Origin of the sequence: Bradyrhizobium forestalis, assembly GCF_002795245.1 — a bacterium.
In the GTDB taxonomy this organism is placed as follows: domain Bacteria; phylum Pseudomonadota; class Alphaproteobacteria; order Rhizobiales; family Xanthobacteraceae; genus Bradyrhizobium; species Bradyrhizobium forestalis.
In genome coordinates this window covers 26,638-48,648 of sequence record NZ_PGVG01000045.1, presented here as the reverse complement: position 1 = coordinate 48,648, position 22,011 = coordinate 26,638, and the positions used below count along the sequence as shown (strand labels likewise).

The 22,011-nt window shown below is 65.6% G+C and carries 21 protein-coding genes; 2 read left to right on the top strand and 19 right to left on the bottom strand.

All coding sequences use genetic code 11. The features are described 5' to 3' along the window. Positions 1 to 77 precede the first annotated feature (77 nt). The 7 genes from arfB to CVM73_RS33365 all read right to left on the bottom strand — a co-directional run bounded on the left by arfB (position 78) and on the right by CVM73_RS33365 (position 9,099). On the bottom strand, positions 78 to 494 hold the full coding sequence (gene arfB, locus CVM73_RS33395; RefSeq protein WP_027575820.1) for an alternative ribosome rescue aminoacyl-tRNA hydrolase ArfB: 417 nt from the start codon (positions 492 to 494) through the stop codon (positions 78 to 80). Between the two features lie 112 nt (positions 495 to 606). Next, positions 607 to 2,073 (bottom strand): M16 family metallopeptidase, encoded by a 1,467-nt coding sequence (locus CVM73_RS33390; RefSeq protein WP_100236020.1) that lies wholly within the window; start codon positions 2,071 to 2,073, stop codon positions 607 to 609. Next, a complete protein-coding gene (locus tag CVM73_RS33385; protein WP_430641327.1) occupies positions 1,992 to 3,386 on the bottom strand; it encodes a M16 family metallopeptidase in 1,395 nt (464 codons plus the stop codon). Before CVM73_RS33385 ends, CVM73_RS33390 begins: the two co-directional genes overlap by 82 nt. A 202-nt stretch (positions 3,387 to 3,588) precedes the next feature. Then, positions 3,589 to 4,311, bottom strand: a complete 723-nt coding sequence (locus CVM73_RS33380; protein ID WP_167407202.1) for a hypothetical protein — start codon at positions 4,309 to 4,311, stop codon at positions 3,589 to 3,591. A 96-nt stretch (positions 4,312 to 4,407) separates the two neighbouring features. After that, a complete protein-coding gene (gene lspA / locus CVM73_RS33375; protein WP_100236017.1) occupies positions 4,408 to 4,902 on the bottom strand; it encodes a signal peptidase II in 495 nt (164 codons plus the stop codon). 10 nt (positions 4,903 to 4,912) lie between these two features. Continuing rightward, complete coding sequence (gene ileS, locus CVM73_RS33370) at positions 4,913 to 7,921, bottom strand: isoleucine--tRNA ligase (RefSeq protein ID WP_100236016.1); 3,009 nt, start codon at positions 7,919 to 7,921, stop codon at positions 4,913 to 4,915. A gap of 206 nt (positions 7,922 to 8,127) precedes the next feature. Then, positions 8,128 to 9,099: a bifunctional riboflavin kinase/FAD synthetase gene (locus CVM73_RS33365; RefSeq protein ID WP_167407201.1), complete on the bottom strand. Its 972-nt coding sequence runs from the start codon at positions 9,097 to 9,099 to the stop codon at positions 8,128 to 8,130. Between the two features lie 229 nt (positions 9,100 to 9,328). Here CVM73_RS33365 and CVM73_RS33360 point away from each other — a divergent pair, with 229 nt between their 5' ends. Then, positions 9,329 to 9,724 (top strand): response regulator, encoded by a 396-nt coding sequence (locus CVM73_RS33360; RefSeq protein WP_008567674.1) that lies wholly within the window; start codon positions 9,329 to 9,331, stop codon positions 9,722 to 9,724. A 164-nt stretch (positions 9,725 to 9,888) separates the two neighbouring features. Here the strand turns inward: CVM73_RS33360 and CVM73_RS33355 are convergent, their stop codons facing one another. The 9 genes from CVM73_RS33355 to uvrC form a co-directional block, all read right to left on the bottom strand. Beyond that, positions 9,889 to 10,743: a TIGR01459 family HAD-type hydrolase gene (locus CVM73_RS33355; RefSeq protein ID WP_100236014.1), complete on the bottom strand. Its 855-nt coding sequence runs from the start codon at positions 10,741 to 10,743 to the stop codon at positions 9,889 to 9,891. A gap of 15 nt (positions 10,744 to 10,758) precedes the next feature. Further along, a complete protein-coding gene (locus tag CVM73_RS33350) occupies positions 10,759 to 12,234 on the bottom strand; it encodes an EAL domain-containing protein (protein WP_100236013.1) in 1,476 nt (491 codons plus the stop codon). 147 nt (positions 12,235 to 12,381) lie between these two features. Further along, positions 12,382 to 13,512 carry a YihY/virulence factor BrkB family protein gene (locus CVM73_RS33345; protein WP_100236012.1) on the bottom strand — a complete coding sequence of 377 codons (1,131 nt, stop codon included), beginning with the start codon at positions 13,510 to 13,512 and terminating at the stop codon, positions 12,382 to 12,384. Beyond that, positions 13,512 to 14,129: a phage holin family protein gene (locus CVM73_RS33340; protein WP_100236011.1), complete on the bottom strand. Its 618-nt coding sequence runs from the start codon at positions 14,127 to 14,129 to the stop codon at positions 13,512 to 13,514. The genes CVM73_RS33345 and CVM73_RS33340 overlap by 1 nt, the downstream gene beginning before the upstream one ends. Positions 14,130 to 14,220: 91 nt before the next feature. Then, positions 14,221 to 15,180 carry a 50S ribosomal protein L3 N(5)-glutamine methyltransferase gene (gene prmB, locus CVM73_RS33335; protein WP_100236010.1) on the bottom strand — a complete coding sequence of 320 codons (960 nt, stop codon included), beginning with the start codon at positions 15,178 to 15,180 and terminating at the stop codon, positions 14,221 to 14,223. After that, positions 15,180 to 15,647 (bottom strand): molybdenum cofactor biosynthesis protein MoaE, encoded by a 468-nt coding sequence (locus CVM73_RS33330; RefSeq protein ID WP_100236009.1) that lies wholly within the window; start codon positions 15,645 to 15,647, stop codon positions 15,180 to 15,182. Before CVM73_RS33330 ends, prmB begins: the two co-directional genes overlap by 1 nt. Positions 15,648 to 15,824: 177 nt before the next feature. Further along, complete coding sequence (moaD, locus tag CVM73_RS33325; protein ID WP_100236008.1) at positions 15,825 to 16,076, bottom strand: molybdopterin converting factor subunit 1; 252 nt, start codon at positions 16,074 to 16,076, stop codon at positions 15,825 to 15,827. Further along, on the bottom strand, positions 16,073 to 16,690 hold the full coding sequence (gene pgsA / locus CVM73_RS33320; RefSeq protein ID WP_027575805.1) for a CDP-diacylglycerol--glycerol-3-phosphate 3-phosphatidyltransferase: 618 nt from the start codon (positions 16,688 to 16,690) through the stop codon (positions 16,073 to 16,075). Before pgsA ends, moaD begins: the two co-directional genes overlap by 4 nt. A gap of 95 nt (positions 16,691 to 16,785) precedes the next feature. Beyond that, positions 16,786 to 18,846 (bottom strand): excinuclease ABC subunit UvrC, encoded by a 2,061-nt coding sequence (uvrC, locus tag CVM73_RS33315; protein ID WP_100236007.1) that lies wholly within the window; start codon positions 18,844 to 18,846, stop codon positions 16,786 to 16,788. Positions 18,847 to 19,096: 250 nt separating this feature from the next. On the opposite strand from uvrC, the gene CVM73_RS33310 reads away from it, so the two are divergent. Beyond that, positions 19,097 to 19,720, top strand: a complete 624-nt coding sequence (locus CVM73_RS33310; RefSeq protein WP_167407200.1) for an outer membrane protein — start codon at positions 19,097 to 19,099, stop codon at positions 19,718 to 19,720. A gap of 70 nt (positions 19,721 to 19,790) precedes the next feature. Here CVM73_RS33310 and CVM73_RS33305 read toward each other — a convergent pair whose 3' ends face one another. From CVM73_RS33305 to CVM73_RS33295, 3 genes are all read right to left on the bottom strand, one after another. Beyond that, positions 19,791 to 20,006, bottom strand: coding sequence for a cold-shock protein (locus tag CVM73_RS33305; RefSeq protein ID WP_008544396.1), 216 nt, complete (start codon positions 20,004 to 20,006; stop codon positions 19,791 to 19,793). A gap of 252 nt (positions 20,007 to 20,258) precedes the next feature. Then, entirely contained in the window at positions 20,259 to 21,119 is an 861-nt protein-coding gene (locus CVM73_RS33300; RefSeq protein ID WP_100236005.1) for a 23S rRNA (adenine(2030)-N(6))-methyltransferase RlmJ, read from the bottom strand. Positions 21,120 to 21,310: 191 nt separating this feature from the next. Beyond that, a complete protein-coding gene (locus CVM73_RS33295; RefSeq protein ID WP_100236004.1) occupies positions 21,311 to 22,003 on the bottom strand; it encodes a ribonuclease T2 family protein in 693 nt (230 codons plus the stop codon). Between the last annotated feature and the right edge of the window lie 8 nt (positions 22,004 to 22,011).

Genomic DNA, 22,011 nt, shown 5'->3' with positions numbered 1-22,011 from the left:
CGCGACCTCTCCCGCAAGCGCAAGCGGGAGAGGTGAACGACCCGCGGCCGCTCGATTCAACCCAAAACCGATCCCGTTTAGTCGTCGAAGCTCCGGCCGCGGCCCGCCTTGATGTCGCTGCGGCGCTTCTTGCCTTCGAGCCGGCGCTGCTTGGAGGCGAAGGTCGGCCGCGTCGCGCGCCGCGGCGTCGGCCGTACCATGGCTTCCTTGAGGATCTCGACGAGGCGGTCGATGGCGTCCTGCCGGTTGCGCTCCTGGGTACGGAAGCGCTGGGCGTGGATCACGATGACGCCGTCCTTGGTCATGCGCTGGCCGGCGATGCGGGCGAGGCGCAGCGCGGCATCCTCGGGCAAGGTCAGCTTGCGCGTGTCAAAGCGCAGCTGCGCGGAGGTCGCGACCTTGTTGACGTTCTGCCCGCCCGGGCCGGAGGCGCGGACAAAGCCGATCTCGATGTCGTCCTCGTCGATGACGAGATCGCGGGATATCCGCAGCATGATGGCACCAGGAAGAGATTCGGGTGCGCACAATAGCGGTTTTAGATGGGGTTCGTCATTCCGGGGCGCCCGAAGGTTCGATGCTTTGCATCGCCCCGGAATGACAGCTAGATCAGTTCGACTTCGGCGCCGTGGCCGCGGGCTGCGCGGCGGCCTGCGGGGCACGGCCGACGACGACGGTCAGCAGCCCTTGGCCCCAGAGACGCTTGGCGGCCGCCTTGGCATCATCCAGCGTCACTGCGTCGACGATGGCGTTGCGCTTCTCGATATAGTCGATCGGCAGCTTGTCCTGCTGATATTGCAGCAGCGCCTGCGCCAGCTTGGAGGACGTATCCAGCGCCAGCATCTGCGAGCCCTTGAGGTAGGACTTGGCCTCGTCGAGCTCCTTCTGCGTCGGGCCTTCTTCGGCGATCCGGCGCACCTCCTTCTCGATGGCGTCGATGGTGTCGCCGGCGCGGTCGGCGCGGGTGCCGGTACTGCCGATGAATACCGCCGAATGCTCCATCCACAGCAGCGACTCGAACACCGAATAGGCGAGGCCGCGCTTCTCGCGCACCTCGCGATAGAGCCGGGAGGACAAGCCGCCGCCGCCGAGGATGTGGTTGACGACATAGGCCGCCATGAAGTTGGGATCGCTGCGCTTCACGCCGGGACCGCCGAAGGTGATCACGGTCTGCGGCACGTCGAGCGTCACGAAAGTGCGCTGCGGCGGCTTTGCAGCCTCGACGTCGGGGACCGGCGTCAGGTTAGCCTTGGCGGGCAGGCTACCGAAGGTGTGGTCGAGCAGCTTGCCCAGGGTCGCCGGATCGACGTCGCCGACGACCGCGATCTTGAGCCCATCCTTGGCGAGGAGGCGGCCGACATAATCCCGCATGTCGGCGACCGTGATCGTCGGCACGCTGTCGAGATTGCCGTTGCTCTGCCGGCTGTAGGGGTGATCGCCGAAGGCGACCGCCAGGAACTTGCGGCTCGCCAGCGAGGTCGGATTGGTGGTCTCGCGGCGCAGGCCCGAGATGACCTGCGAGCGGATGCGTTCGACGTCGGCGCTGTCGAAATGCGGCGAGGTCAGTGCGCTCCTGAGCAGGTCGAAGGCCTCGTCCTTGTTGTCGCGCAGCATGCGCAGGCTGCCGCGAAGCGTATCGCGGGTGGCGCTGAAGGAGAGCTCGATGGCGCGGCGGTCGAGCCGTTCATGGAACGTCTTGGAATCGAGATCACCGGAGCCTTCGTCGAGGAGGTCGCCGACCAGATTGGCGACGCCGGGCTTGTCCTTGGGATCCTGCGCCGAGCCGCCGGCGAAGGAATATTCCATCGCGATCAGCGGCACGGTCGCGTCCTGCACGAACCAGGCTTCGATGCCGCCCGGCGAGATCAGGTGCTGGATTTTTGCGGCGGCCTGCGACGGCGAGACCGCAGCCAGCGCAAGCGCCGCGCCGGTGACGAAGGACAGCGCGAAATGTCTTGTGCGTGGGAAGGATCTTGCGCGAAGGAAGGAATAGGTCACGAACGCTTCTCCTCGCGCTTGGCGGTGGCGGTGTCCTTGATCAGATAGCCCGTCACGGAACGCTTCTTCTCGAGCCATTTCTGCGCAGCGGCGCGGACCTGCTCGGCGGTGACCGCGCGGATGCGATCGGGCCAGCTCCTGATGTCCTCGATCGACAGGCCCGTGGTCAGCGCGCCGCCGTACCAGCGCGCCAGCACCGCCTGGTTGTCCTGGGCGTAGATCGCTTCGGCGATGAGCTGGGTCTTGACCCGTTCCAGATCCTCGGCACGGATCGGGTTCTGCGCAACGTTGGCGATGACACCGTCGACCGCCTGCTCCACTTCTGCGAAGCTGACGCCGGGTTTCGGCGCAGCCGAGATCGCGAATTGGGTCGGGTCGAGCGAGATGCTCGAATAGCTGGCGCTGGCGGAGACCGCGAGCGGCTTGTCGACGACGAGGGTACGGTAGAGATAGGAATTGCTGCCGCTGCCCATCAACTGCGCCAGCACGTCGAGGGCCGCGCTCTCGCCGGCCGCGGCCGTGGTCGCCGAGGGCACGAGGTAATAGCGCCGCATGCTCGGCTGCTCGACGCGCGGGTCGGCCAGCGTGACGGTGCGCGGGGCGGCGGGCTCCGGCTCCTGCGGACGGACACGCCGCGCTGGGATTGCGGGCTGGGCGGGAATGGAGCCGAAATTGCGCTCGACCAGCGGGCGGATTTCGGCGGCGTCGACGTCGCCGGCGATCACCAGGATCGCGTTGTTCGGCGCGTAGAAGCGACGATAGAAGGCGAGCGCATCCTCGCGATCGAGCTTCTCGATCTCCTGATGCCAGCCGATCACCGGACGCCCATAGGGATGGTTGAGATAGAGCGCGGCCATGATCTGCTCGTTCAGCCGCGCGTCCGGATTGTTGGCGACGCGCATATTGTACTCTTCGAGCACGACGTCGCGCTCAGGCAGCACGTTCTCGTCCTTGAGGACGAGGCCCGTCATGCGGTCGGCCTCGAACTCCATCATGGTCGGCAGCTGCTCTTTCGGCACGCGCTGGTAGTAGTTGGTGTAGTCGACCGAGGTCGAGGCGTTCTCGTTGCCGCCGACGCGAAGCACGGTCTGGGAGAATTCTCCGGCCGGGTGCTTCGAGGTGCCCTTGAACATCAGGTGCTCGAGGAAATGTGCGAGGCCGGACTTGCCCGGCGTCTCGTCGGCCGATCCGACCTTGTACCAGATCATCTCGGTGACGACGGGCGTGCGGTGATCCGGGATCACCACGACCTGCATGCCGTTATTGAGCGTGAAGCTGGCGGGTGGGGCCGATGTCACCGTGGTCTGGGCGAGGGCGGCGCCGGCCGAGAGGATACTCGTCGAAAGCAGCGCGGCAAGAAGGCAGGCAGCCGATCGGTATGAGGACATCATGATCCCTAATGAAAGGTCGAGCCCGGATCTCCGGCTCGGAAGGCACGGCATGCTACACCGTGCGGCTGAGGCTTCGCGTCACGAAGCAGAGAACGCAACTCGTAGGCAAGTTACTGATAGGCAATTTTGAGCGGCGTCGGGCAGACGTGAGCCGCCGATCCCCGATTCGCGTCGGCCAGAATGTCGCGACAGGACAGGAACGCTATTGTTCCTTTTCCTTGCCTGACATGATGTCGTAATACATCCGCCGCGACTTGTCCGGCCCGGCGCCATAGGCATAGTTCGGCGACGGCGTCTGGTAACCCGGCGGCGGCTCGACCAGCGACTGGCGCGGCGGCTCGCTGGTGAATTTCTTCTCTTCGGTGCCGTTGCCGCCCTTCATCATGTTCCACAGACCACCGGTGAAACCGAGTTCGGCTGGGCTCAGCGAGGGGTTGCCGTTGGTGCCCGGCTGAATGGGATCGTTGCTGGTGCGGGGCGCTGCGGCGACCTGGCCGGCCTTCATCTCGGCTGGTGTCAGCGGCTGGGCGGCCTGCCAGTTCTCCGTTGCCTTGCTGGCCTTCTTGCGCGCGGCGATGGCTTCCTTGCGGCGCTTTTCCTCGGGGTCCTTGGGCCAGTTCGGCGCAGCCTTGGCTTCGGTCGCCGGGGGCGGCAGATCGAGCTTGGGCGGCACGACGAGCGGCGAGCGCTCGCGGTATTCGATGCCCTTCTTCTCCATGCTCTTGGCGCCGATGCCGGACATCAGGTTGTCGATGAGCCTCTCTTCGAAGGTCATATCGTCTTCCTCGTCGTCGTCACCGGCGCGGGCCGCGCCGGTCGACATGACGAGACCGATGCCGAGTGCGACCGCGGACAATTTCAATGCCCGCCAGAACCCCCACCGGGGGTCTCGCACCATCGAACCGCTGGTCATCGCGCTGCGCATCACTTTACCTGTTCCATATTGTGGCAGATTGCCGCTCACACGCGGCTCCGCCCTCGCAAAAGCCGGGTTCCACCGACCGGTCCGTATCGGCCGGGATCAGGGCGCTTTTGCGGCGGGTACCCCCAGGAAGGAATCATACAATAGCGCTGCCACCCCAGCAACGATGGCCACGTCCGCGAGGTTAAACACATACCAATTATAGGTATTTCCGGCGATCTCGACGTGGAACAGGGCGAAATCCACCACCGCGCCATAGGCCAGGCGGTCGATGCCGTTACCGATGGCGCCGCCGATGATCAGGCCGAGCGCGACGGTCGCGAGCACGGTCTGGGAGCGCGCCATCCAGATCGCCAGCGCGACCACCGCAAGGGCCTTGACCGCCATCAGCGCGAGCTGGGCTGCCTGGCTATCGTTCTGGAGCCAGCCAAAGCTGATCCCGATATTCCAGGCCAGCACCAAGTCGAAGAACGGCGTCACCTTCACCGCGCCCTTGCGGGCGAGGTCGAACCCGTTCAGCAGCCACAGCTTCGAGGCCTGGTCGGCGACGAGCGTGGCTACGGCCGAGAGGATGCCGGCGCGGAGCGGGGTCATGGCCGTCCGATCAGACGCTCACCCCCAGCGCCTTCCATTCGCGCAGCGCCTTCGCATCGCGCGGGGTGACGTCGGGGTATTCAGGGTCCTCGCCGACCGTCGGCGAAATCTTCCAGGAGCGGGTGCATTTGGTGCCGACCGCCTTTTCCACCACGACCGCGACGCCGGGCACGGCATCGAGACGGAACGCTGAAGCCGGCGCCTCGCCCTCACGCACCTCGTAGTTCGAGGTGATGCAGATCTCGGCGAGATCGGTGTCGAACAGCGTCATCAGCATGTCCCGGTCGGCGACATAGATCACCGGCGATGCCTCCAGCGAGGAGCCGATGTTCTTGGCAGCGCGTTCCAGCTCGAGCGCCCCGGTGACGACGCGGCGGACGTTGCGGATCGTCTCCCATTTTGCGGCGAGCTTGTCGTCGCGCAGGTTTTCGAGGTCGGTCGGGAACAGCGTCAGATGCACCGACGGCTCGGCGTCGGGCCGGTACATGCGCCAGGCCTCCTCCGCGGTGAAGCTCAGGATCGGGGCCAGCCATTTCAGGATCGAGGCGCACAACAGGTCGATGGTCGTCAGCGCCGCCTTGCGCGTCAGTGACGACGGCGGATCGCAATAAAGCGTGTCCTTGCGGATGTCGAAATAGAAGGCTGACAGCTCGCTGTTGAGGAAGGCAGACAGAATAGCGACCACGGTCTTGTAGTCGAACTCCCGATAGGCCTTGCCGATCGCGGCGGCGCGCACCGCGAGCTCGTGCAGCATGAAGCGCTCCAGCTCGGGCATCTCGGCGGGCGCGACTGCGTCGGACGGCTTGTAGTGATGCAGCGTGCCCAGCATCCAGCGCACGGTGTTGCGAAGCTTGCGATAGGTCTCGACCGTGTTCTTCAGGATCTCGGGGCCGATGCGCTGATCGTCGGTGTAGTCGCAGGACGCGACCCAGAGCCGGAGGATGTCGGCGCCGGATTCCTTGATGACGGCCTGCGGCTCGATGGTGTTGCCGAGCGACTTCGACATCTTGCGGCCGTCCTCGGCCTGGGTGAAGCCGTGGGTCAGCACGATGTCGTAAGGAGCCCGGCCGCGCGTGCCGCAGCTTTCCAGCAGCGAAGAGTGGAACCAGCCGCGGTGCTGGTCCGAGCCTTCCAGATACATCACCGTGTCGGTGCCGCCGTCGACCTTGCGCTTGATGCCTGACAGCCCCGGGAAATGCACAGGGTCTTCCAGCACGAAAGCGTGCGTCGAGCCTGAATCGAACCAGACGTCGAGAATGTCGTCGACCTTCTGCCAGTCTTCGTTCGCGCGGGACCCGAGGAAGCGCTCGCGCGCGCCCTTCGCGTACCAGGCGTCGGCGCCTTCTTTCTCGAAAGCTTCGCCGATGCGCGCATTGACGGCCTCGTCCTGGAGGATCTCGGCGGAGCCGTCGCCCTTCTCGCGCACGAACACGGCGATCGGCACGCCCCAGGCGCGCTGGCGCGAGATCACCCAGTCGGGGCGGGCCTCGATCATGCCGTTGATGCGGTTTTCGCCCGATGGCGGCACCCATTGCGTCACCGAGATCGCGTGCAGCGCGCGGGCGCGCAGCGTATCGCCGCTCTTCGTCTTGCCGCCCTGCGCCACGTCCTTATCCATGGCGATGAACCATTGCGGCGTGTTGCGGAAGATCACCGGCTTCTTGGAGCGCCAGGAGTGCGGATATTGATGCTTCAGCCGGCCGCGGGCGAGCAGCATGCCTCTGTCGACGAGCGCCTTGATCACGGCCTCGTTGGCGTCGCCCTTCTCGCCCTTGTCGGTGATGACGCGCTTGCCGGCAAAGCCCGGCGCATGATCGGTGTAGGCGCCGTTCTCGTCGACGGTGTAGGGGATCGCGGTGTTGATGCCGCGCGCATCGAGATCGCGCGCCTGCGCCATCCAGGCATCGAAGTCCTCGCGGCCATGGCCGGGCGCCGTGTGCACGAAGCCCGCGCCGGTGTCGTCGGTGACATGGTCGCCGGGCAGCAGCGGCACGATGAAGTCATAGCCGCCGCCAAGGCCCTTGAGCGGATGGGCACATTCGATCGCGTCCATGGTGTCGCCGGGGACCTCGCGGACCTTCTCATAGGCCGTCACGCGCGCCTGCTTGAAGACTTCGTCAGCGAGCGCGTCGGCGAGGATCAGGAGGTCGCCGGTCTTGGCCCAATTGTCAGCGGGGGCGTCGGTGACCTTGTAGAGGCCGTAGGCGATCTTCGGCGAGAACGAGATGGCGCGGTTACCCGGCAGCGTCCAGGGCGTCGTGGTCCAGATCACGATGCTTGCGGAGGCGAGCGCGCCGTGTGCTGGCGAGGTCACCGGGAATTTCACCCATACCGTATCGGAGGTGTAGTCCTCGTACTCCACTTCGGCTTCGGCCAGCGCGGTCTTCTCGACCACGCTCCACATCACCGGCTTGGAGCCGCGATAGAGAGTGCCGTTGGCGGCGAACTTCATCAGCTCGCGCGCGATCTGGGCTTCGGCGGGATAGCTCATGGTGGCGTAGGGATGGTCCCAGTCGCCGATCACCCCCAGGCGCTTGAACTCCTCGCGCTGCACGCCGAGCCAGTGCGTGGCATAGGCGCGGCACTCTTTGCGGAAATCGATCATTGCGGCACTGTCGCGGAAGTCGGGCTTCTGCTTGCCCTTCTTGCGATAGTGCTCTTCCTCGACCTTCCACTCGATCGGCAGGCCGTGGCAGTCCCAGCCCGGCACGTAGTTGGAATCGAAGCCGAGCATCTGCTGGCTCTTGGTGACGAGATCCTTCAGGATCTTGTTCAGCGCCGTGCCGATATGGATGTTGCCGTTGGCGTAGGGCGGGCCGTCATGCAGCACGAATTTGGCGCGGCCCTTGGCACCCTCGCGCAGCTTTTCGTAGAGGCCGACCTCGTACCAGCGCTTGAGGATCTCCGGCTCGCGCTGCGGCAGGCCGGCGCGCATCGGGAATTCGGTCTGCGGCAGGAACAGGGTTTTCGAATAGTCTTTGACTTCAGACTTTTGGGACTTTTGCGGCTTTTCGGACATGAGGCTGACTGGCTCGGAAGGGCGCGGGAACGGATGGCGATGCGGAATCGCGGGGGTGAAACGACAAAATCCCGGTCTTGCGCCGAGCCTTCAGGCTCAGGCGGAAGCCGGGCCGCTAATCCCTATGATGCGCCGCGCAAACATGGGCCCTCCATAGCAGGGGGGCGGAGGAAGCGCAAAGGGCGAGGCCGGGGCGGTTTCGGCCCTCAATCAATCGCGCCCAGCCGCGGAAACGCGTCCGGGGCGGCGGCCAGGATGGCGCGGGCGCGGGCGGAATCGTCGTCCATCTGGCGGATCAGGGCCTCCAGGCTGTCGAATTTCAGCTCCTCGCGGATGAAGCCGATGAAGGCGCAGTCGAGCGCCTGGCCGTAAAGGTCGCCCTTGAAGTCGAACAGGAAGATTTCCAGGAGCGGGGCGCCATTGTCGAAGGTCGGGCGGCGGCCGAAGCTGGCCACCCCGTCCAGACGCTCGGTCCCCCGGCCGACCCGCACCGCATAGATGCCGTGCTTGAGGCCGCAATTGGCGTCCAGGCGGATGTTGGCGGTGGGATAGCCGAGATCGCGGCCGCGCTTTTCGCCGTGGATGACCTCGCCGGTGATGAACCAGGGCGCGCCCAGCATGGTCGTGGCTTCGTCGAGCTGGCCCTCGGCAAGGGCGATCCGGATCGCGCTGGAGGAGACGGGCCGTTCGTCGATATCGACATGCGGTTGCACGTCGACCTCGATGCCGAGCCGGGGCGCCTCGTTGACGAGAAGGCTCGGCGAGCCGACCCGTCCCTTGCCGAAATGGAAGTCGTAGCCGACCGCGATGCCGCTGATCCCGAGGCGCCCGATCAGGTCATGGTGAATGAAATCTTGCGCGCTGGTTCCGGCACGCGCCTTGTCGAAGGTCATGACCACGGCGCCGGCAAGTCCGGTGCCCGCCAGAAGCCGCAGCTTGGCCCGCTCATCCGTCAGGCGGAATTGCGGGGTGTTGGGGCTGAAAAACCGCCGCGGATGCGGCTCGAAGGTCAATGCCAGCGCAGGGCGGCCATGCGCCCTGCCCATCTCCAGGGCAGCCGCGATCACGGCGCGATGGCCGAGATGAACGCCGTCGAAATTGCCCATGGCGACCACGGCGCCCCTTGGAATCGCGGAATCCGGCGTTGTATCGCGGATAACGGTAAAAGGCGGAGCCATCAGGGGAATTCTCGAACCGGGCAGGACCGGCCCGGACCGTGGCGCGACCGGCCTGACGAAGTCAAGCGGGGGGAGCGCAGACATTGAACACGATTTCAATCCTTCGGAGGTGTCCGCAGTTAACGCGCTGTTTAACGCCTTGATGCTAGTGCTTGAGGCGTGGAACTGCCGGGCTCCGGCCTGGCCGGTCCGATCGTAATATTCCTGGGTATGCGTTGGGGGAGTCGAGATGGCGGTTGATTTGTCGATGCCGGTTCTGGTGGTGGATGACTACAGCACCATGATCCGTATCATCCGGAATCTGCTGAAGCAGCTTGGCTTCGAGAATATCGATGATGCCAGCGACGGTTCGGCAGCCCTGAACAAGATGCGTGGCAAGAAGTACGGGCTCGTGATCTCCGACTGGAATATGGAGCCGATGACGGGCTACGACCTCCTGCGCGAAGTCCGCGCGGATCCGAACCTCGCCACCACGCCCTTCATCATGATCACGGCGGAATCCAAGACCGAGAACGTGATCGCGGCCAAGAAGGCCGGCGTGAACAATTACATCGTCAAGCCGTTCAACGCGGCGACGCTGAAGACCAAGATCGAGGCGGTCTTCCCGGACATGGCGAGCGCGTAAGCGCGTGTTGGTGTCCCGGACAAGGCGCGTCACGTCAGTGACGCGACGCTGAGCCGGGACCCAGTCTATCCACGACATCATTTGCGGCTTCTGGGCCCCGGCTCTGCAACGCTTCGCCGTAGCGCGTCGAAGACGCGCTTATGGCGTCCGGGGCACGATATTTTTCACCACTTCAATTCGCGCATCAGCGCCTTCGGCGGGTGGCCGAACAATTCCATCACCGATGTCGGGTCGAGCTGGTCGAGACCCTCGAACTCCTCGGCATGGATGCCGCGGGTGACGAACAGGCAGTCGATGCCGAATTCGCGCGCGCCGGTCAGGTCGGTGCGGACGGAATCCCCGATCGCCAGCACCTTTTTCCGGTCGATCTGGTGACCCTGGCGTTCGCCGGCGAGCGCCATCGCGCGCTCGTAGATCGGCCGGTGCGGCTTGCCGTAGAAGATCACCTCGCCGCCGAGCTCGCGGTAGAGCTCCGCGATGGCGCCGGCGCAATAGATCAGCCGGTCGCCGCGTTCCACCACGATGTCGGGGTTGGCGCAGACCAGCGTCAGCTTGCGCTCGCGCGCCTTCAGCATCATGCCGCGATAGTCTTCCGCCGTCTCGGTCTCGTCGTCGTAGAGGCCGGTGCAGACGATGTAATCGGCTTCCTCCAGCGGCGCAGTCTTCGCATCGAGGCCGCGGTAGATCGAGTTGTCGCGCTCGGGGCCGAGCCAGAACATCTTGCGGCCGGGATGCTCGGCGACATAGAGCCGGGTCAGGTCGCCTGAAGAGACGATCGCGTCATAGGTCTCATCGGGGACGCCGAGCTTGCGCAATTGCCGCTGCACGGAGTCGGCCGGGCGCGGCGCGTTGGTGATCAGGATCACCGTACCGCCGCGGCTGCGATAGGTGTACAGCGCCTCGCAGGCTTCGGGGAAGGATTCCAGTCCGTTGTGAACCACGCCCCAGATGTCGCTGAGCACGACGTCGACGCCGCCCACGAGCTCGCGCAGGCCTTCGGCAAAATGCAGCGTGGTCATGATGCGCGCGGCCGATCAGATGCGGCGCGCGAGCGCCGCGTTGCCGGTGATGCGTTGTGGCGGAGGCGCAGAGGACGTCGCGCCTGAGCTTGGTGTGCCGGAGCCATGAGGTCCCTGAATGTCTTTCGCCTGGTTCGGCGGCGCCCCGGCGGTAGCAGATGCCCCCTCCGGCCGCAATGGCCGGGGCGGCGCGAACAGAAACCCCTGGCCGAACCGCACGTCGTAGTCGAGCAGGTCGACCACGGCGCGCTCGCCCTCGATCCGCTCGGCGATCAGGTCGATCCCGAAGCGGCCGAGCAGGTCGGACAGATCAGAGGGGTGGATGTCCGAGGTCGAGGCCTGCCTGGGATCGAGCAGCAGCGTGGCCGGCACCTTGATGAAGCGTACCCCGCGATCGGCCAGCTCGCGCGGCTCGATGCGCAGATCCGTGACATGGTCGATCGAGAAGCGGAAGCCGCGCTGGGCGAGCGCCGCGAGGTTCTCGGTCTCTGCCGGGCCGAGATTGCGGAACGTCGATTGCTTGAACTCCAGCACCAGCGAGGGCGCCAGCGCGCGGTTGGCTTCGAGGAAGTCGAGACATTGCGCGAAGGTGGTGGAATTGCCGAGCGTGGAGGCCGCGACGTTGCAGAACACGCCGACGTCCTTGTTGCGCACCATCAGGCGCCGCAGCACCTGCACGCAGCGCAGCATCACCATGTTGTCGATGCGCCCGATCAGCCCGGAGGCTTCCGCGATGCTGATGAATTCCTCGGCGGCGATCAGCTGGTCGCGCTCGTCACGCAGGCGCGTCACCGCCTCGTAGAACCGCACCTTGCGCTGCGGCAGCGTCACCATCGGTTGCAGGAAGATGTCGATGCGGTTCTCGTCGATTGCATTGCGCAGCGTCGCCAGCAATTGGGTCTGGTTGCGTCCGTTGGCGGTCTGGACGGGGTTGGCGGTTTGGGGCTGAGCCGCCGGCGCCGGCCGCGGCGGCGGCACGGGAAGCGGAGGAGGGGCGACAGGCTTCTCCTCGAAGGGGGCAGCCAGATCGATCGGTGCCTCCGGCTCGGGCCTCGTGACCGGGGCGGAAGCTGAGGCCGGCACGCTGTCGGCCAGCAGATCCTCATGGGCCGCCACGGTGGTGGCGAGCTGCCTGACCAATCCGCCCAGCTCGTTGATCTCGCCGATCACCGACTGGACGCGGTCGGAATTGGTCGAATTGGACGAGGCGACGCGGCCCTCGATCGCAGCTAACCGGCGGCCGAACTCGGCCACCTGGCGGGCGAGGTCGGCGGTGCCCCGCGAGAGGTCGGCAATCTGGCCGCCGACGTCGCTGCGGTCGCGCAGCCGCATCGAGACTGCGTTGTAGAGGATCAGGAAGGTCAGCGCGGTCAGCGCCACGATCGCCGATTCTGTTCCGCTGATGCCGGCGACCGAATAGAGCCCGAGCCCGAGCGAGGCCGCGACCAGGACCATGCAGATGGCGATGAAGATCGTCGAAATGCGAATCATGCCGCGCGTTCGCCTCAAGAGCTGACTGCCTCACCCAGGAAAGCACGGGCCGCGTCCGAACCCCGTCACGCCTCATGCTCCCCCAAGCATGCATGACATTAACATCATTGTTGATTCGAGGGGATAGCGGCCCGTTCCTGGGCGAGGTCAGGACGGCGCGGTGGCGCCGACGGTGTCGGCCGAGACGGCTTCGCGGCTGCCGGGCGGTTTCGGCCGCCCGGTGGTGGTGTCGCGCAGCGTCTGTCGCTCGATCTCCGAATTTAGCTCGGCGCCGAACATGATGACGATCGCCGACATCCACATCCACATCATCAGGCCGATCGCAGCGCCCAAAGAGCCGTAGGTCGCGTTGTAATTGGCGAATTCCGAGAGGTACCAGGACAGCAGGGCCGAGCCGGCGATCCAGAGGATCGCGGCCGTCACGGCGCCGAGGCTCAGCCATTGCCAGCGCGGCGCGTCACGGCTGGGCGCGAAGCGGTAGAGGATGGCGAGTGCAACGAGCAGGATCAGGAACAGCAGCGGCCATCGTGCGAGCGCGACGATCAGCTTGCTTTCGGGCGCCATGCCGAGATGATTGAGCGCAAGCGGGAAGGCGACGACAGCCCCCACCATCAACAGCAGCGCCACGATGCCGCCGACGGTGAAGGCCAGCGAGACCATGTTCAGCCGGATGAAGCTGCGCTTCTCGCGTTCCTCGTAGGCGATGTTGAGGGCGTCGAAGATCGCCTTGACCCCCGCATTGGCGCTCCAGATCGCAAGCAGCAGGCCGAACAGGAACGTGACACCGAGCGTCGTATTGCCGTTCGACAGCACGCGCGCGACCTGGTCTTCGACGATCTGGAACGACCCCTCGGGCAGCATGGTCGCAAGCGTCTGGAGGTTGGCGCTGATCGTCGCGGGATCGGCGAACAGGGCATAAGAGGAGACGAGCGCGGTGACTGCGGGGAAGAGCGCGAGCAGCCCGAAGAAGACGACGCCGCCCGCCGTCGCGAGCAGGCGATCCTCGTCGATGCGCTGATAGGTCCGCCAAAAAATATCCTTCCAGCCCGACCAGGGGATCTGGGCCGGACTTTTCGCCCGGCGGCCCCGGCCGGGCTGCATCGCCGCACCGGCCGGGTGGGCTTCCGGTGAACTCGCTTCGCCCTTGCGGTGGTCTTGCGGAGGCCCCGACCGGATCAGGCCCATATCCTGAAAGTAGCGCTCCGCCGTCAGAACGAAGATGGCCGTCGCCGCTACTAGAAGCCAGGAATCGATCGGTTCGGAGCGCCGCGCCGGCATCACGCCTCCAGACTGCGCCTGTGGCGCCGCCGGCGGGCGGCCGTCAGCCCGACCAGGCCGACGGCCGCGAGCATCAGGCCAAGTTGCACGGGGCGGTTAGCGCGGGCCGGCCAAGCCTTGCTGCCATAAGCCTTGCTGCCATAAGCCTTGCTGCCATGACTGCGTTCGTCCGGCGCGAGCGGTGCGAGGGGGATCGTCGTTGCGACCTCCTTCACCGCCTGCTTGACCGTTCCGCGCGGGATCCGCGGCGTCGCGACCGCCACGCGCAGACGGCTCGCAAGCGGCACGATCGGCTTGGGCTTGCGCCTCATCTGTGCCATCGCCACCCCGGCAAGGACCGCAGCCACCACCAACAGCACTGCGCCGACCGCGCCAAGACCCCAGAATTGCCCGTAGGTGATGGCGACCCAGCGGTACAGGGCGATCAGCCCGACGAAAATTGCTGCGACAACGAACAGGCCGGCGACCGCGAACAGCCCGCCGGCCACCGCGTAAGATGTCACCTTGCCGGTTGCCTGGCTGGTCTGGTCACGCAGATAGGATTGAGCGGCGCGTTTGACGTGATTGAGCTTCAGCGCCATGCCGGCGCGCAGCAATTCGCCCGATGGCGCGAGCATGCGGACATCCTCCGAGAGCGAAAAAATGCATCGGAGGATGAACGTGGCGGTATTTGACTTTGTTCCGAGGAAGCGCGCGCGTCGCAGAGGCTCAGTCGAGATCGGCGGCTGCGATCCAGAACACCTCGCCCTCGGAATCTTCGGTGTCGAGCCAGAGCAGCGGCAATTCCGGAAAGGCCTCGTCGATCAGCTCGCGGCCGCGGCCGATCTCGCAGATCAGCCCGCCGTCCGGCGTCAGGTGATCGGGCGCATCGCGCAGGATGCGGCGCACCACGTCGAGACCGTCGGCGCCGCCGTCGAACGCGAGCTTCGGCTCGGCCCGGCACTCCGGCGGCAGCGCCGCCATGCCTTCGGCATCGACGTAAGGCGGGTTGGTGATGATCAGGTCGTATCTGTTGTCGCCGAGCGGGGCGAACAGGTCGCCGCGATAGAGGCTGATGCGGTCCGTGAGCCCGTATTCGCGGACATTGCGGGCGGCAACTTCAAGTGCACCCTTGGAGATATCGACGGCGTCGACGGTGGCGTTCGGGAAATGGTGCGCGGCGAGGATCGCGAGGCATCCCGACCCCGTGCAGAGATCGAGCACGCGCGCGACGGCGGTGGGATCGTCGATCAGCGAGCCGGCCTCGCCGTCGCCGCCGAAATGCGAATCCAGGAGCTCGCCGATGAAGGAGCGCGGAACGATGACGCGTTCGTCGACATAGAAGGGCAGGCCGCGCATATAGATCTTGTTGACGAGATAGGCGGCCGGTTTGCGCGTCGTGACGCGCCGATGGATCAGGTCGAGCAGGGTCTTGCCTTCCGCGGCGGTGACGCGCGCATGGGCAAAGATCTCGAACTGGTCGGGATTGAGATGCAGCGCCTCGCAGACCAGGAAGGCGGCTTCCGCGACCGGGTCGGTGGTGCCGTGGGCAAAGGCGAGCCTGGCTTCGACGAAGCGGCTCACCGCATAGCGGACGAAGTCGAGCAGCGTGAGAAGCTCGCCGCGTCCCACCTTCGCAAGCTTCGGCGCGGCGCCGCCGCGCGCGGTCTTTTTCGCAACTCTTGCCATCAGGATTTGGTCCAGCGTGCGGCGGCCTCGTCGTCACGGGCGTGGGCCTCGACCCAGCCGGTGCCGGTGGCGCTCTCTTCCTTCTTCCAGAACGGCGCACTGGTCTTGAGATAGTCCATCAGGAACTCGGCCGCCTGGAATGCGGCCTGCCGGTGCTGCGAGGCGGTCAGCACCAGCACGATGTTCTGGCCGGGCATGAAGCGGCCGACGCGGTGAATCACCGTGACGCCGTTGAGCGGCCAGCGCGAGGTCGCCTCGTCGACATGACGCCTGATCTCTTCTTCCGCCATGCCCGGATAATGTTCGAGCGTAAGCGCCGAAATCTTCGCGCTGTCGTCGTCGGCGCGGCAGATGCCGGAGAAGCTCACGACCGCGCCGATGTCGGTGCGGCTCTTGGTCAGGACCTCGATCTCGCGCGCGATGTCGAAATCGTCTTCCTGGATACGGATGGTGACGGGGCAGGTCATGGCTTAGCTGCTCCCACACCTCTCCCGTAGGGAGAGGTCGCGCCGAAGGCGCGGGTGAGGGGATCTGCTCTCTCGTGGGACCTGTGCCCCCTCACCCGATTTGCTGCGCAAATCGACCTCTCCCCGTTGGGGAGAGGTGAGGCGACGCCGTATGCCGGTCTGCCTGTTAACATTGGCCTAGCCGCCAGTCATCGGCGGGAAGAACGCGATCTCGCGGGCGCCCGCGATCGCGGTATCTGATTTGACGTGGGCGTGGTCGATCGCCGTGCGGATCACCTTCGGCTTCTCGAACGCATATGCATAGGCCTCGCTTTGGCTGGACAGCCAGGCGATCAGCTCCTCCACGGTGCGCACGGTCGCGGGCGGCTCGATGGTCTCTTCGGCCTTGCCGATGCGCTCGCGTACCCAGGCGAAATACTTCACCTTCATCCCTCGTCCTCCTTGATGAGGTGATGGATGCCGGCGCGGAAATAGTCGTAGCCGGTGTAGATGGTGAGGATCGCCGAAGCCCACAGCAGCGCGAGGCCAATCATCGAGACGACCGGCACCACCTCATCGCCGGCTGGACCTGCGAGCAGGAAGCCGATGGCGACGAGCTGGACCGTGGTCTTCCATTTGGCGAGCTTGGTCACGGGCACGCTGACGCGCAGCGCGGCGAGGTATTCGCGCAGGCCCGAGACCAGGATCTCGCGGCACAGGATCACGATGGCGGCCCACAGCGACCAGCCGTGGATGATGCCGTCCGCGGCCAGCATCAGCAGGCAGGAGGCGACCAGCAGCTTGTCGGCGATCGGGTCGAGCATCCGGCCGAACGCCGATTGCTGATTCCAGATCCGCGCATAATAGCCGTCGAGGTAATCGGTCACCCCGGCCGCGATGAAAAGGGCGACCGCGACCCAGCGCAGCCAGAGCGGCTGATCCAGAATCGACTGCGCATAGATGCATCCGACCACGACCGGGATCGCGGCGATCCGGCCGTAGGTCAGGATGTTGGGGAGGGACATCGCGCGGCTGGTCGTCCCTCGTGTCGTGGCGATGTTCATCCGTCCTACCAATACCGCTCGGGCCCCAAGGTCAACCGTTCCGCTCCCCAGATGGGCGCAGGATGCAACGACCATATGACCGCAGTCCCCTTCATTCACCCCGGTTGGGGATGGAAATACTCGAAAATCCTGCGCGCGCTCTCGGCGCTGACCCCCGGAACCTTGCCGAGATCGGCAATCGAGGCCCGTTCGATCTCCTTCAGGGTTCCGAAATGGTGCAGCAAGGCACGTTTGCGTGACGGGCCGATCCCCGGAATCTCCTGCAGGCCGGCCTCGCGGATGTCCTTCTTGCGCAGCTTGCGGTGCGAACCGATGACGAAGCGGTGGGCCTCGTCGCGCAGGCGCTGGATGAAATAGAGCACGGGATCGCGCGGCTCGAGCTTGATGGCCTCGCGCTCCGGCATGAACAGGGTCTCGCGGCCGGCATCCCGGTCCGGTCCCTTGGCGACCGACATCAGCGACACCTCGGTCAGGCCGAGACTGGCAAAGATCTCGCGGACGGCGTTGAGCTGGCCGCGGCCGCCGTCGATGATGACGAGGTCGGGCCATTGCGGGAAATCGTCGTCCTTCCCCTTGGCCGCACTCTCCTCGGGCGGATTGATCAGGCGCTTGAAGCGGCGCTCCAGCACCTCGCGCATCATGGCGAAGTCGTCGCCGGGCGTGATCCCTTCCGACTTGATGTTGAACTTGCGGTACTGGTTCTTCACGAAGCCGTCGGGGCCGGCGACGATCATGGCGCCGACCGCATTGGTGCCCTGGATGTGGCTGTTGTCGTAGACCTCGATACGCTTGGGCGGGTGCGGCAGGTTCAGCGTCGTGGCCATGGCCTCGAGCAGGCGGCTTTGCGTTGCGGTGTCCGCGAGCTTGCGACCGAGCGCCTCGCGCGCATTGGTCAGCGCGTGGGTGACGAGCTCCTTCTTCTCGCCGCGCTTGGGCGCGGTGACCTCGACCTTGTGGCCGGCCTTGATCGACAGCGCGTTCGCAAGCAGCTCGCTCTCCTCGATCTCGTGCGAGAGCAGGATGTTCTTCGGCGGCGGCTTGTCGTCGTAGAACTGGGCCAGGAAGGAGCCGAGCACTTCCTCGGGCGTGAAGGTTTTCTCTGCGCGTGGGAAATAGGCGCGGTTGCCCCAGTTCTGGCCGGTGCGGAAGAAGAACACCTCGACGCAGGAGAAGCCGCCCTCCTGGTGGATGGCGAACACGTCGGCTTCCTCGACCGTGCGCGGATTGATGCCCTGCTGCGACTGGATCGCCGACAGCGCGGCGAGGCGGTCGCGGTAGAGTGCGGCGCGCTCGAATTCGAGCTCATTGGCCGCCTTCTCCATCTCGCCGGCAAGCTCCTGCTTCACCGCGTGGCTCTTGCCGGACAGGAAGTCGCTCGCCTCGCGCACCAGCGTTGAATAGCCGCCGAAGTCGATCTCGCGGGTGCAGGGGCCGGCACAGCGGCGGATCTGATAGAGCAGGCAGGGCCGGGTGCGGCTCTCGAAGAACGAATCGGTGCAGGAGCGGATCAGGAACGCGCGCTGCAACGCCGTGATGGTGCGGTTGACCGCGCCGGCGGAGGCGAACGGGCCGAAATAGCGCCCGGGCCGCGTTTGGGCCCCGCGATGCTTGAGGATCTGCGGCGCCCAATGGTCGCCGGTGATCAGGATGTAGGGAAACGACTTGTCGTCGCGCAGCTGCACGTTGAAGCGCGGCCGCAGCTGCTTGATGAGGTTGGCCTCCAGCAGCAGCGCCTCGGTCTCGGTGTTGGTCGAGACGATCTCCACGGTCACCGTGGCGGCGATCATGCGCAGGATGCGGGCCGGCAGCGGGGCGCTTTGGCGCGCATAATTGGACAGGCGCTTTTTGACGTTCTTGGCCTTGCCGACATAGAGCACGTCGGCGTTCGCATTGAGCATGCGATAGACGCCGGGCGAGGTGGGCGCGAGCCGAACCGCGCGCTCGATCGCCTCGTGACCGCTCGCCAGCGGGCCTTCGCCGATCGCGCCGCTCTCTTCCAGGATATCCGGCAGCAGCGCATCGTCCTCGTCGCCGCCGCCTGCCGCCGCGGGATCGACGTCCGGCGCTGCCAGTCGCTCGGGCGGCGCGTCGCTCGCCGCAGCGCGCGGCGACTTGCGCGTGCGGTCGTCCGGATTGTCGGAGGAATCGTGAACCATGGGGCGAATTTAGGTGCTGGGCGGGCCGATTTGAAGTTCCGGCCATGCGGCACGCACAGGATGGCGGCCAGTTCCCCGGTAACGCTTCCTTAAGTCTGTTAAGCGGGCGGTAACCCGACTTAACAGCCCTTTAACTTAAAACTCTCGATAAATCTGACGCGAAAGGTTCTTGGTTCCGTAACCATGGTGTTCTTGCTCGCGCGGCGGCGCGGGCATCGCTCGGGTTGCGACAGTTGCGTTGGAGTGAGTGATGAAGAGGCTCGTTGTGGGCGCAGCCGCGTTGGTTGCAGCCGGCTGGACAGCTTCGGCAGAGGCCGCCGATCTCAATTATGGGCAGCGTGCGCCCTATACCGTCAATCAGCCGCTCAATGCCTATAGCTGGGCAGGTCCCTATCTCGGCGGCAACATCGGCTATGAATGGGGCTCGGTCGACAACAACCCCACGAAGCCGTCGGGCTTCGTTGGCGGTGTGCAGGCCGGCTACAATTTCCAGAACGGCCCGTGGGTGTTCGGTGTCGAGGGCGACATCCAGGCCGCCGGCGCCGACGACACCTTCGCGCCGTGGAAATTCTCCAATCCGTGGTTCGGCACGCTGCGCGGCCGCGCCGGCTATGCGTTCAGCAATGTGCTGTTCTACGGCACCGCCGGCCTCGCCTTCGGCGAGCTGCGTGGGCAGACCTTCGGCTGGACCGAGTCGCACACCACCGCGGGCTGGACCATCGGTGCCGGCGCGGAAGTGGGCCTCGCGCCGAACTGGAGCGCCAAGCTCGAATATCTCTACATCGATCTGTCGACGAGTCAGTTCGCAATTACGGGCGTATCAAACGGCTATAGCGCCAGCGTTGTCCGCGCAGGCGTGAACTATCACTTCTGACATCCAAAGAAGAAAATACCGGACCAGCCTCCCGGCCGCTCGCGGCCGGGATTTTTTTGCTCAGGGCTCGCTAGGAGAGGATCACCAAATTGACCGCCTTCGGTCCCTTCCCCTTCTTGTCCGGCTCGACTTCGAAAGTAATACGCTGTCCTTCGGCAAGGTCCTTCAGTCCCGCCCGCTCCACAGCAGTGATGTGAACGAAGACATCGCGACCGCCGTCGTCCGGCTTGATGAAGCCGTAGCCGCGCTCGCCGTTGAAGAACTTGACCGTTCCCGTCATGGCCATCGGGAAACTCCCCCTCATTGCTCCTCCGCCGCGACGCAGACTCACGTCACGACATGACCGGGCCTCACGGAGCCCGGGAGCTGGCCATCCTTAGACGGACCTCATCGGTCCGGCGGGATCTTTCTTAGGGCCTTCACTCCGCCGCAACCATTCGCGGAAGCGGAACGTAAAGCCAGTCACGGAAACAGCATAATACGGTTCTTTGCAGATTGACTACCGGTCCTGCATATTTTTCCCAAGAATGCCGGAGTGTTACGGTCTCGGCAGCTCCAATCGGAATCTGGCAGCCCCGCCCTGGCCGAGCGGCATTTCCAGCTCGGGCAGGATGGTCTTGAGCTCGCCGTGCAGCGTATAGGGCGGATTGACGATCAGGAGCCCGGTGGAGGTGAGGGCGGCGCTGTCGGCTTGCGGCGCGACGCTGAATTCGAGGCGCAGGCATTTCCCCGGCGGCTTTGCTGCAGCTGCGAGCCGCGCCACCGTTTGGGCCAGCGTGTCGGTGGCCCGCCGGTTCTTGGCCGGATACCAAATGACATAGATACCGGTCGGCCACTTCGCGAAGGCCGCCGAGAAGGCGTCGCCGAGCCGCTCGAACTCGTCCTTGGCCTCGAAGGGCGGGTCGATCAGCACGAGGCCGCGCCGCTCCTTCGGCGGCACGAAGGCCGGCAGTGCCACCCAGCCGTCGAGATCGACCACCCGGGCCTGCTCGTCGCGGCGCAGCACGTCGATCAGCGCTTTCCGCGCCTTCGGCTCGAGCTCGCAGGCGACGAGGCGGTCCTGGGGTCTGAGCAGGCCGCGCGCGATCAGCGGCGAGCCCGGATAAGCCCTGAGCTCGCCCTTCGGATTGAAAGCGCGGACGATGTCGAGATAGGGCTTGATCAGCGCCGCGCTCTCGTTCGACAGGCGCGCCTGCAGCAGCCGCGCAATGCCGGTCAGCCATTCGCCGCCGCGGCGCGCCTCGTCGCTGTCGAGATCGTAGAGCCCGGCGCCGGCGTGGGTGTCGATGACGCGGAACGCCGCCGGCTTGTCCTGCAGATAAGTAAGGATGCGCGCCAGCACGATGTGCTTGATGACATCGGCGAAGCTGCCGGCGTGGAAGGCGTGGCGGTAGTTCATGAAAAGAGCACTACGCCACGTGATGGCTTGAGCAAAGAGGCACGATCGCGTGTCCCGGACGCGGTGCAGCGCGTAAAGCTGCGCCGCTGAGCCGGGACCCAGCTTCTTCTTGCGTGATGGGCCCCGGATCAGCAGCGCACTACGCCGCGCTCGCGGCGCAGTGCACTGCGTCCGGGGCACGAGACCTCGGCCTACCCGCCCCTGATCGGCGGCATCGTCACCTGGTCGCGGCGGCAGGCGCGGCGCTCGATCTCGTCGCAGGCGCGGAATTGCAGGTCCTTGCTCAGGCAGATGCGGACCTCGGAGAGCCGTGTCCGGTTGCAGGTCACCGAGACGGCGGCACTGCTGAGACCGGGATTGGCCTTGATGAAGGCCTCCTCGACCTCCGCCGGCGCCACGGTCTTGGCTTGCGACAGATCGAGATATTCGGCCGGGATCTTGATCGCGGCGCGCGCCTTGCGGATCGTCTCGAAATAGCTGCGGCCTTCGAGCCCGGAGCAGGTGCCGTGCTTGTCCCATTCGTTGAAGATCAGGCCCGGCGCCGGCATCAGATCGAGCATCGAGGAGACGATGCTGCGATTCAGCCGCGGTGCCGGCCGCTGGCAGTATTCCGGAAAGCCGTTCTCATATTGCGGCCACAGCCCATGCACCACGAAGGCGTAGGGCCGTCCGCCGCATTGCATCTGTGACCGGCCGCCGCGCTCGGCTGCCTCCTCGCAGAACGAGGGCGACCATGACAGCGACAGCACATAGAAATCGAACTCGCCGGGCGCATTCTGCCGCTTGTCCTGCGCCTTGGCGCCGGCGGCGAGCGACGCCAGCCCGGCGGCAAGGGTGAGTGAGATCACAAGACGGGAGAACGAACGCAATCTGGAATGAAACATGGCGACGC

Bases quoted from the DNA above. Each gene is read 5' to 3' on its own strand.
- arfB (WP_027575820.1), bottom strand. From the start codon at position 494: ATGCTGCGGATATCCCGCGATCTCGTCATCGACGAGGACGACATCGAG.
- CVM73_RS33390 (WP_100236020.1), bottom strand. From the start codon at position 2,073: ATGGCTCGAGAAGAAGCGTTCCGTGACGGGCTATCTGATCAAGGACAC.
- CVM73_RS33385 (WP_430641327.1), bottom strand. From the start codon at position 3,386: ATGATGTCCTCATACCGATCGGCTGCCTGCCTTCTTGCCGCGCTGCTT.
- CVM73_RS33380 (WP_167407202.1), bottom strand. From the start codon at position 4,311: ATGCGCAGCGCGATGACCAGCGGTTCGATGGTGCGAGACCCCCGGTGG.
- lspA (WP_100236017.1), bottom strand. From the start codon at position 4,902: ATGACCCCGCTCCGCGCCGGCATCCTCTCGGCCGTAGCCACGCTCGTC.
- ileS (WP_100236016.1), bottom strand. From the start codon at position 7,921: ATGTCCGAAAAGCCGCAAAAGTCCCAAAAGTCTGAAGTCAAAGACTAT.
- CVM73_RS33365 (WP_167407201.1), bottom strand. From the start codon at position 9,099: ATGGCTCCGCCTTTTACCGTTATCCGCGATACAACGCCGGATTCCGCG.
- CVM73_RS33360 (WP_008567674.1), top strand. From the start codon at position 9,329: ATGGCGGTTGATTTGTCGATGCCGGTTCTGGTGGTGGATGACTACAGC.
- CVM73_RS33355 (WP_100236014.1), bottom strand. From the start codon at position 10,743: ATGACCACGCTGCATTTTGCCGAAGGCCTGCGCGAGCTCGTGGGCGGC.
- CVM73_RS33350 (WP_100236013.1), bottom strand. From the start codon at position 12,234: ATGATTCGCATTTCGACGATCTTCATCGCCATCTGCATGGTCCTGGTC.
- CVM73_RS33345 (WP_100236012.1), bottom strand. From the start codon at position 13,512: ATGCCGGCGCGGCGCTCCGAACCGATCGATTCCTGGCTTCTAGTAGCG.
- CVM73_RS33340 (WP_100236011.1), bottom strand. From the start codon at position 14,129: ATGCTCGCGCCATCGGGCGAATTGCTGCGCGCCGGCATGGCGCTGAAG.
- prmB (WP_100236010.1), bottom strand. From the start codon at position 15,180: ATGGCAAGAGTTGCGAAAAAGACCGCGCGCGGCGGCGCCGCGCCGAAG.
- CVM73_RS33330 (WP_100236009.1), bottom strand. From the start codon at position 15,647: ATGACCTGCCCCGTCACCATCCGTATCCAGGAAGACGATTTCGACATC.
- moaD (WP_100236008.1), bottom strand. From the start codon at position 16,076: ATGAAGGTGAAGTATTTCGCCTGGGTACGCGAGCGCATCGGCAAGGCC.
- pgsA (WP_027575805.1), bottom strand. From the start codon at position 16,690: ATGAACATCGCCACGACACGAGGGACGACCAGCCGCGCGATGTCCCTC.
- uvrC (WP_100236007.1), bottom strand. From the start codon at position 18,846: ATGGTTCACGATTCCTCCGACAATCCGGACGACCGCACGCGCAAGTCG.
- CVM73_RS33310 (WP_167407200.1), top strand. From the start codon at position 19,097: ATGAAGAGGCTCGTTGTGGGCGCAGCCGCGTTGGTTGCAGCCGGCTGG.
- CVM73_RS33305 (WP_008544396.1), bottom strand. From the start codon at position 20,006: ATGGCCATGACGGGAACGGTCAAGTTCTTCAACGGCGAGCGCGGCTAC.
- CVM73_RS33300 (WP_100236005.1), bottom strand. From the start codon at position 21,119: ATGAACTACCGCCACGCCTTCCACGCCGGCAGCTTCGCCGATGTCATC.
- CVM73_RS33295 (WP_100236004.1), bottom strand. From the start codon at position 22,003: ATGTTTCATTCCAGATTGCGTTCGTTCTCCCGTCTTGTGATCTCACTC.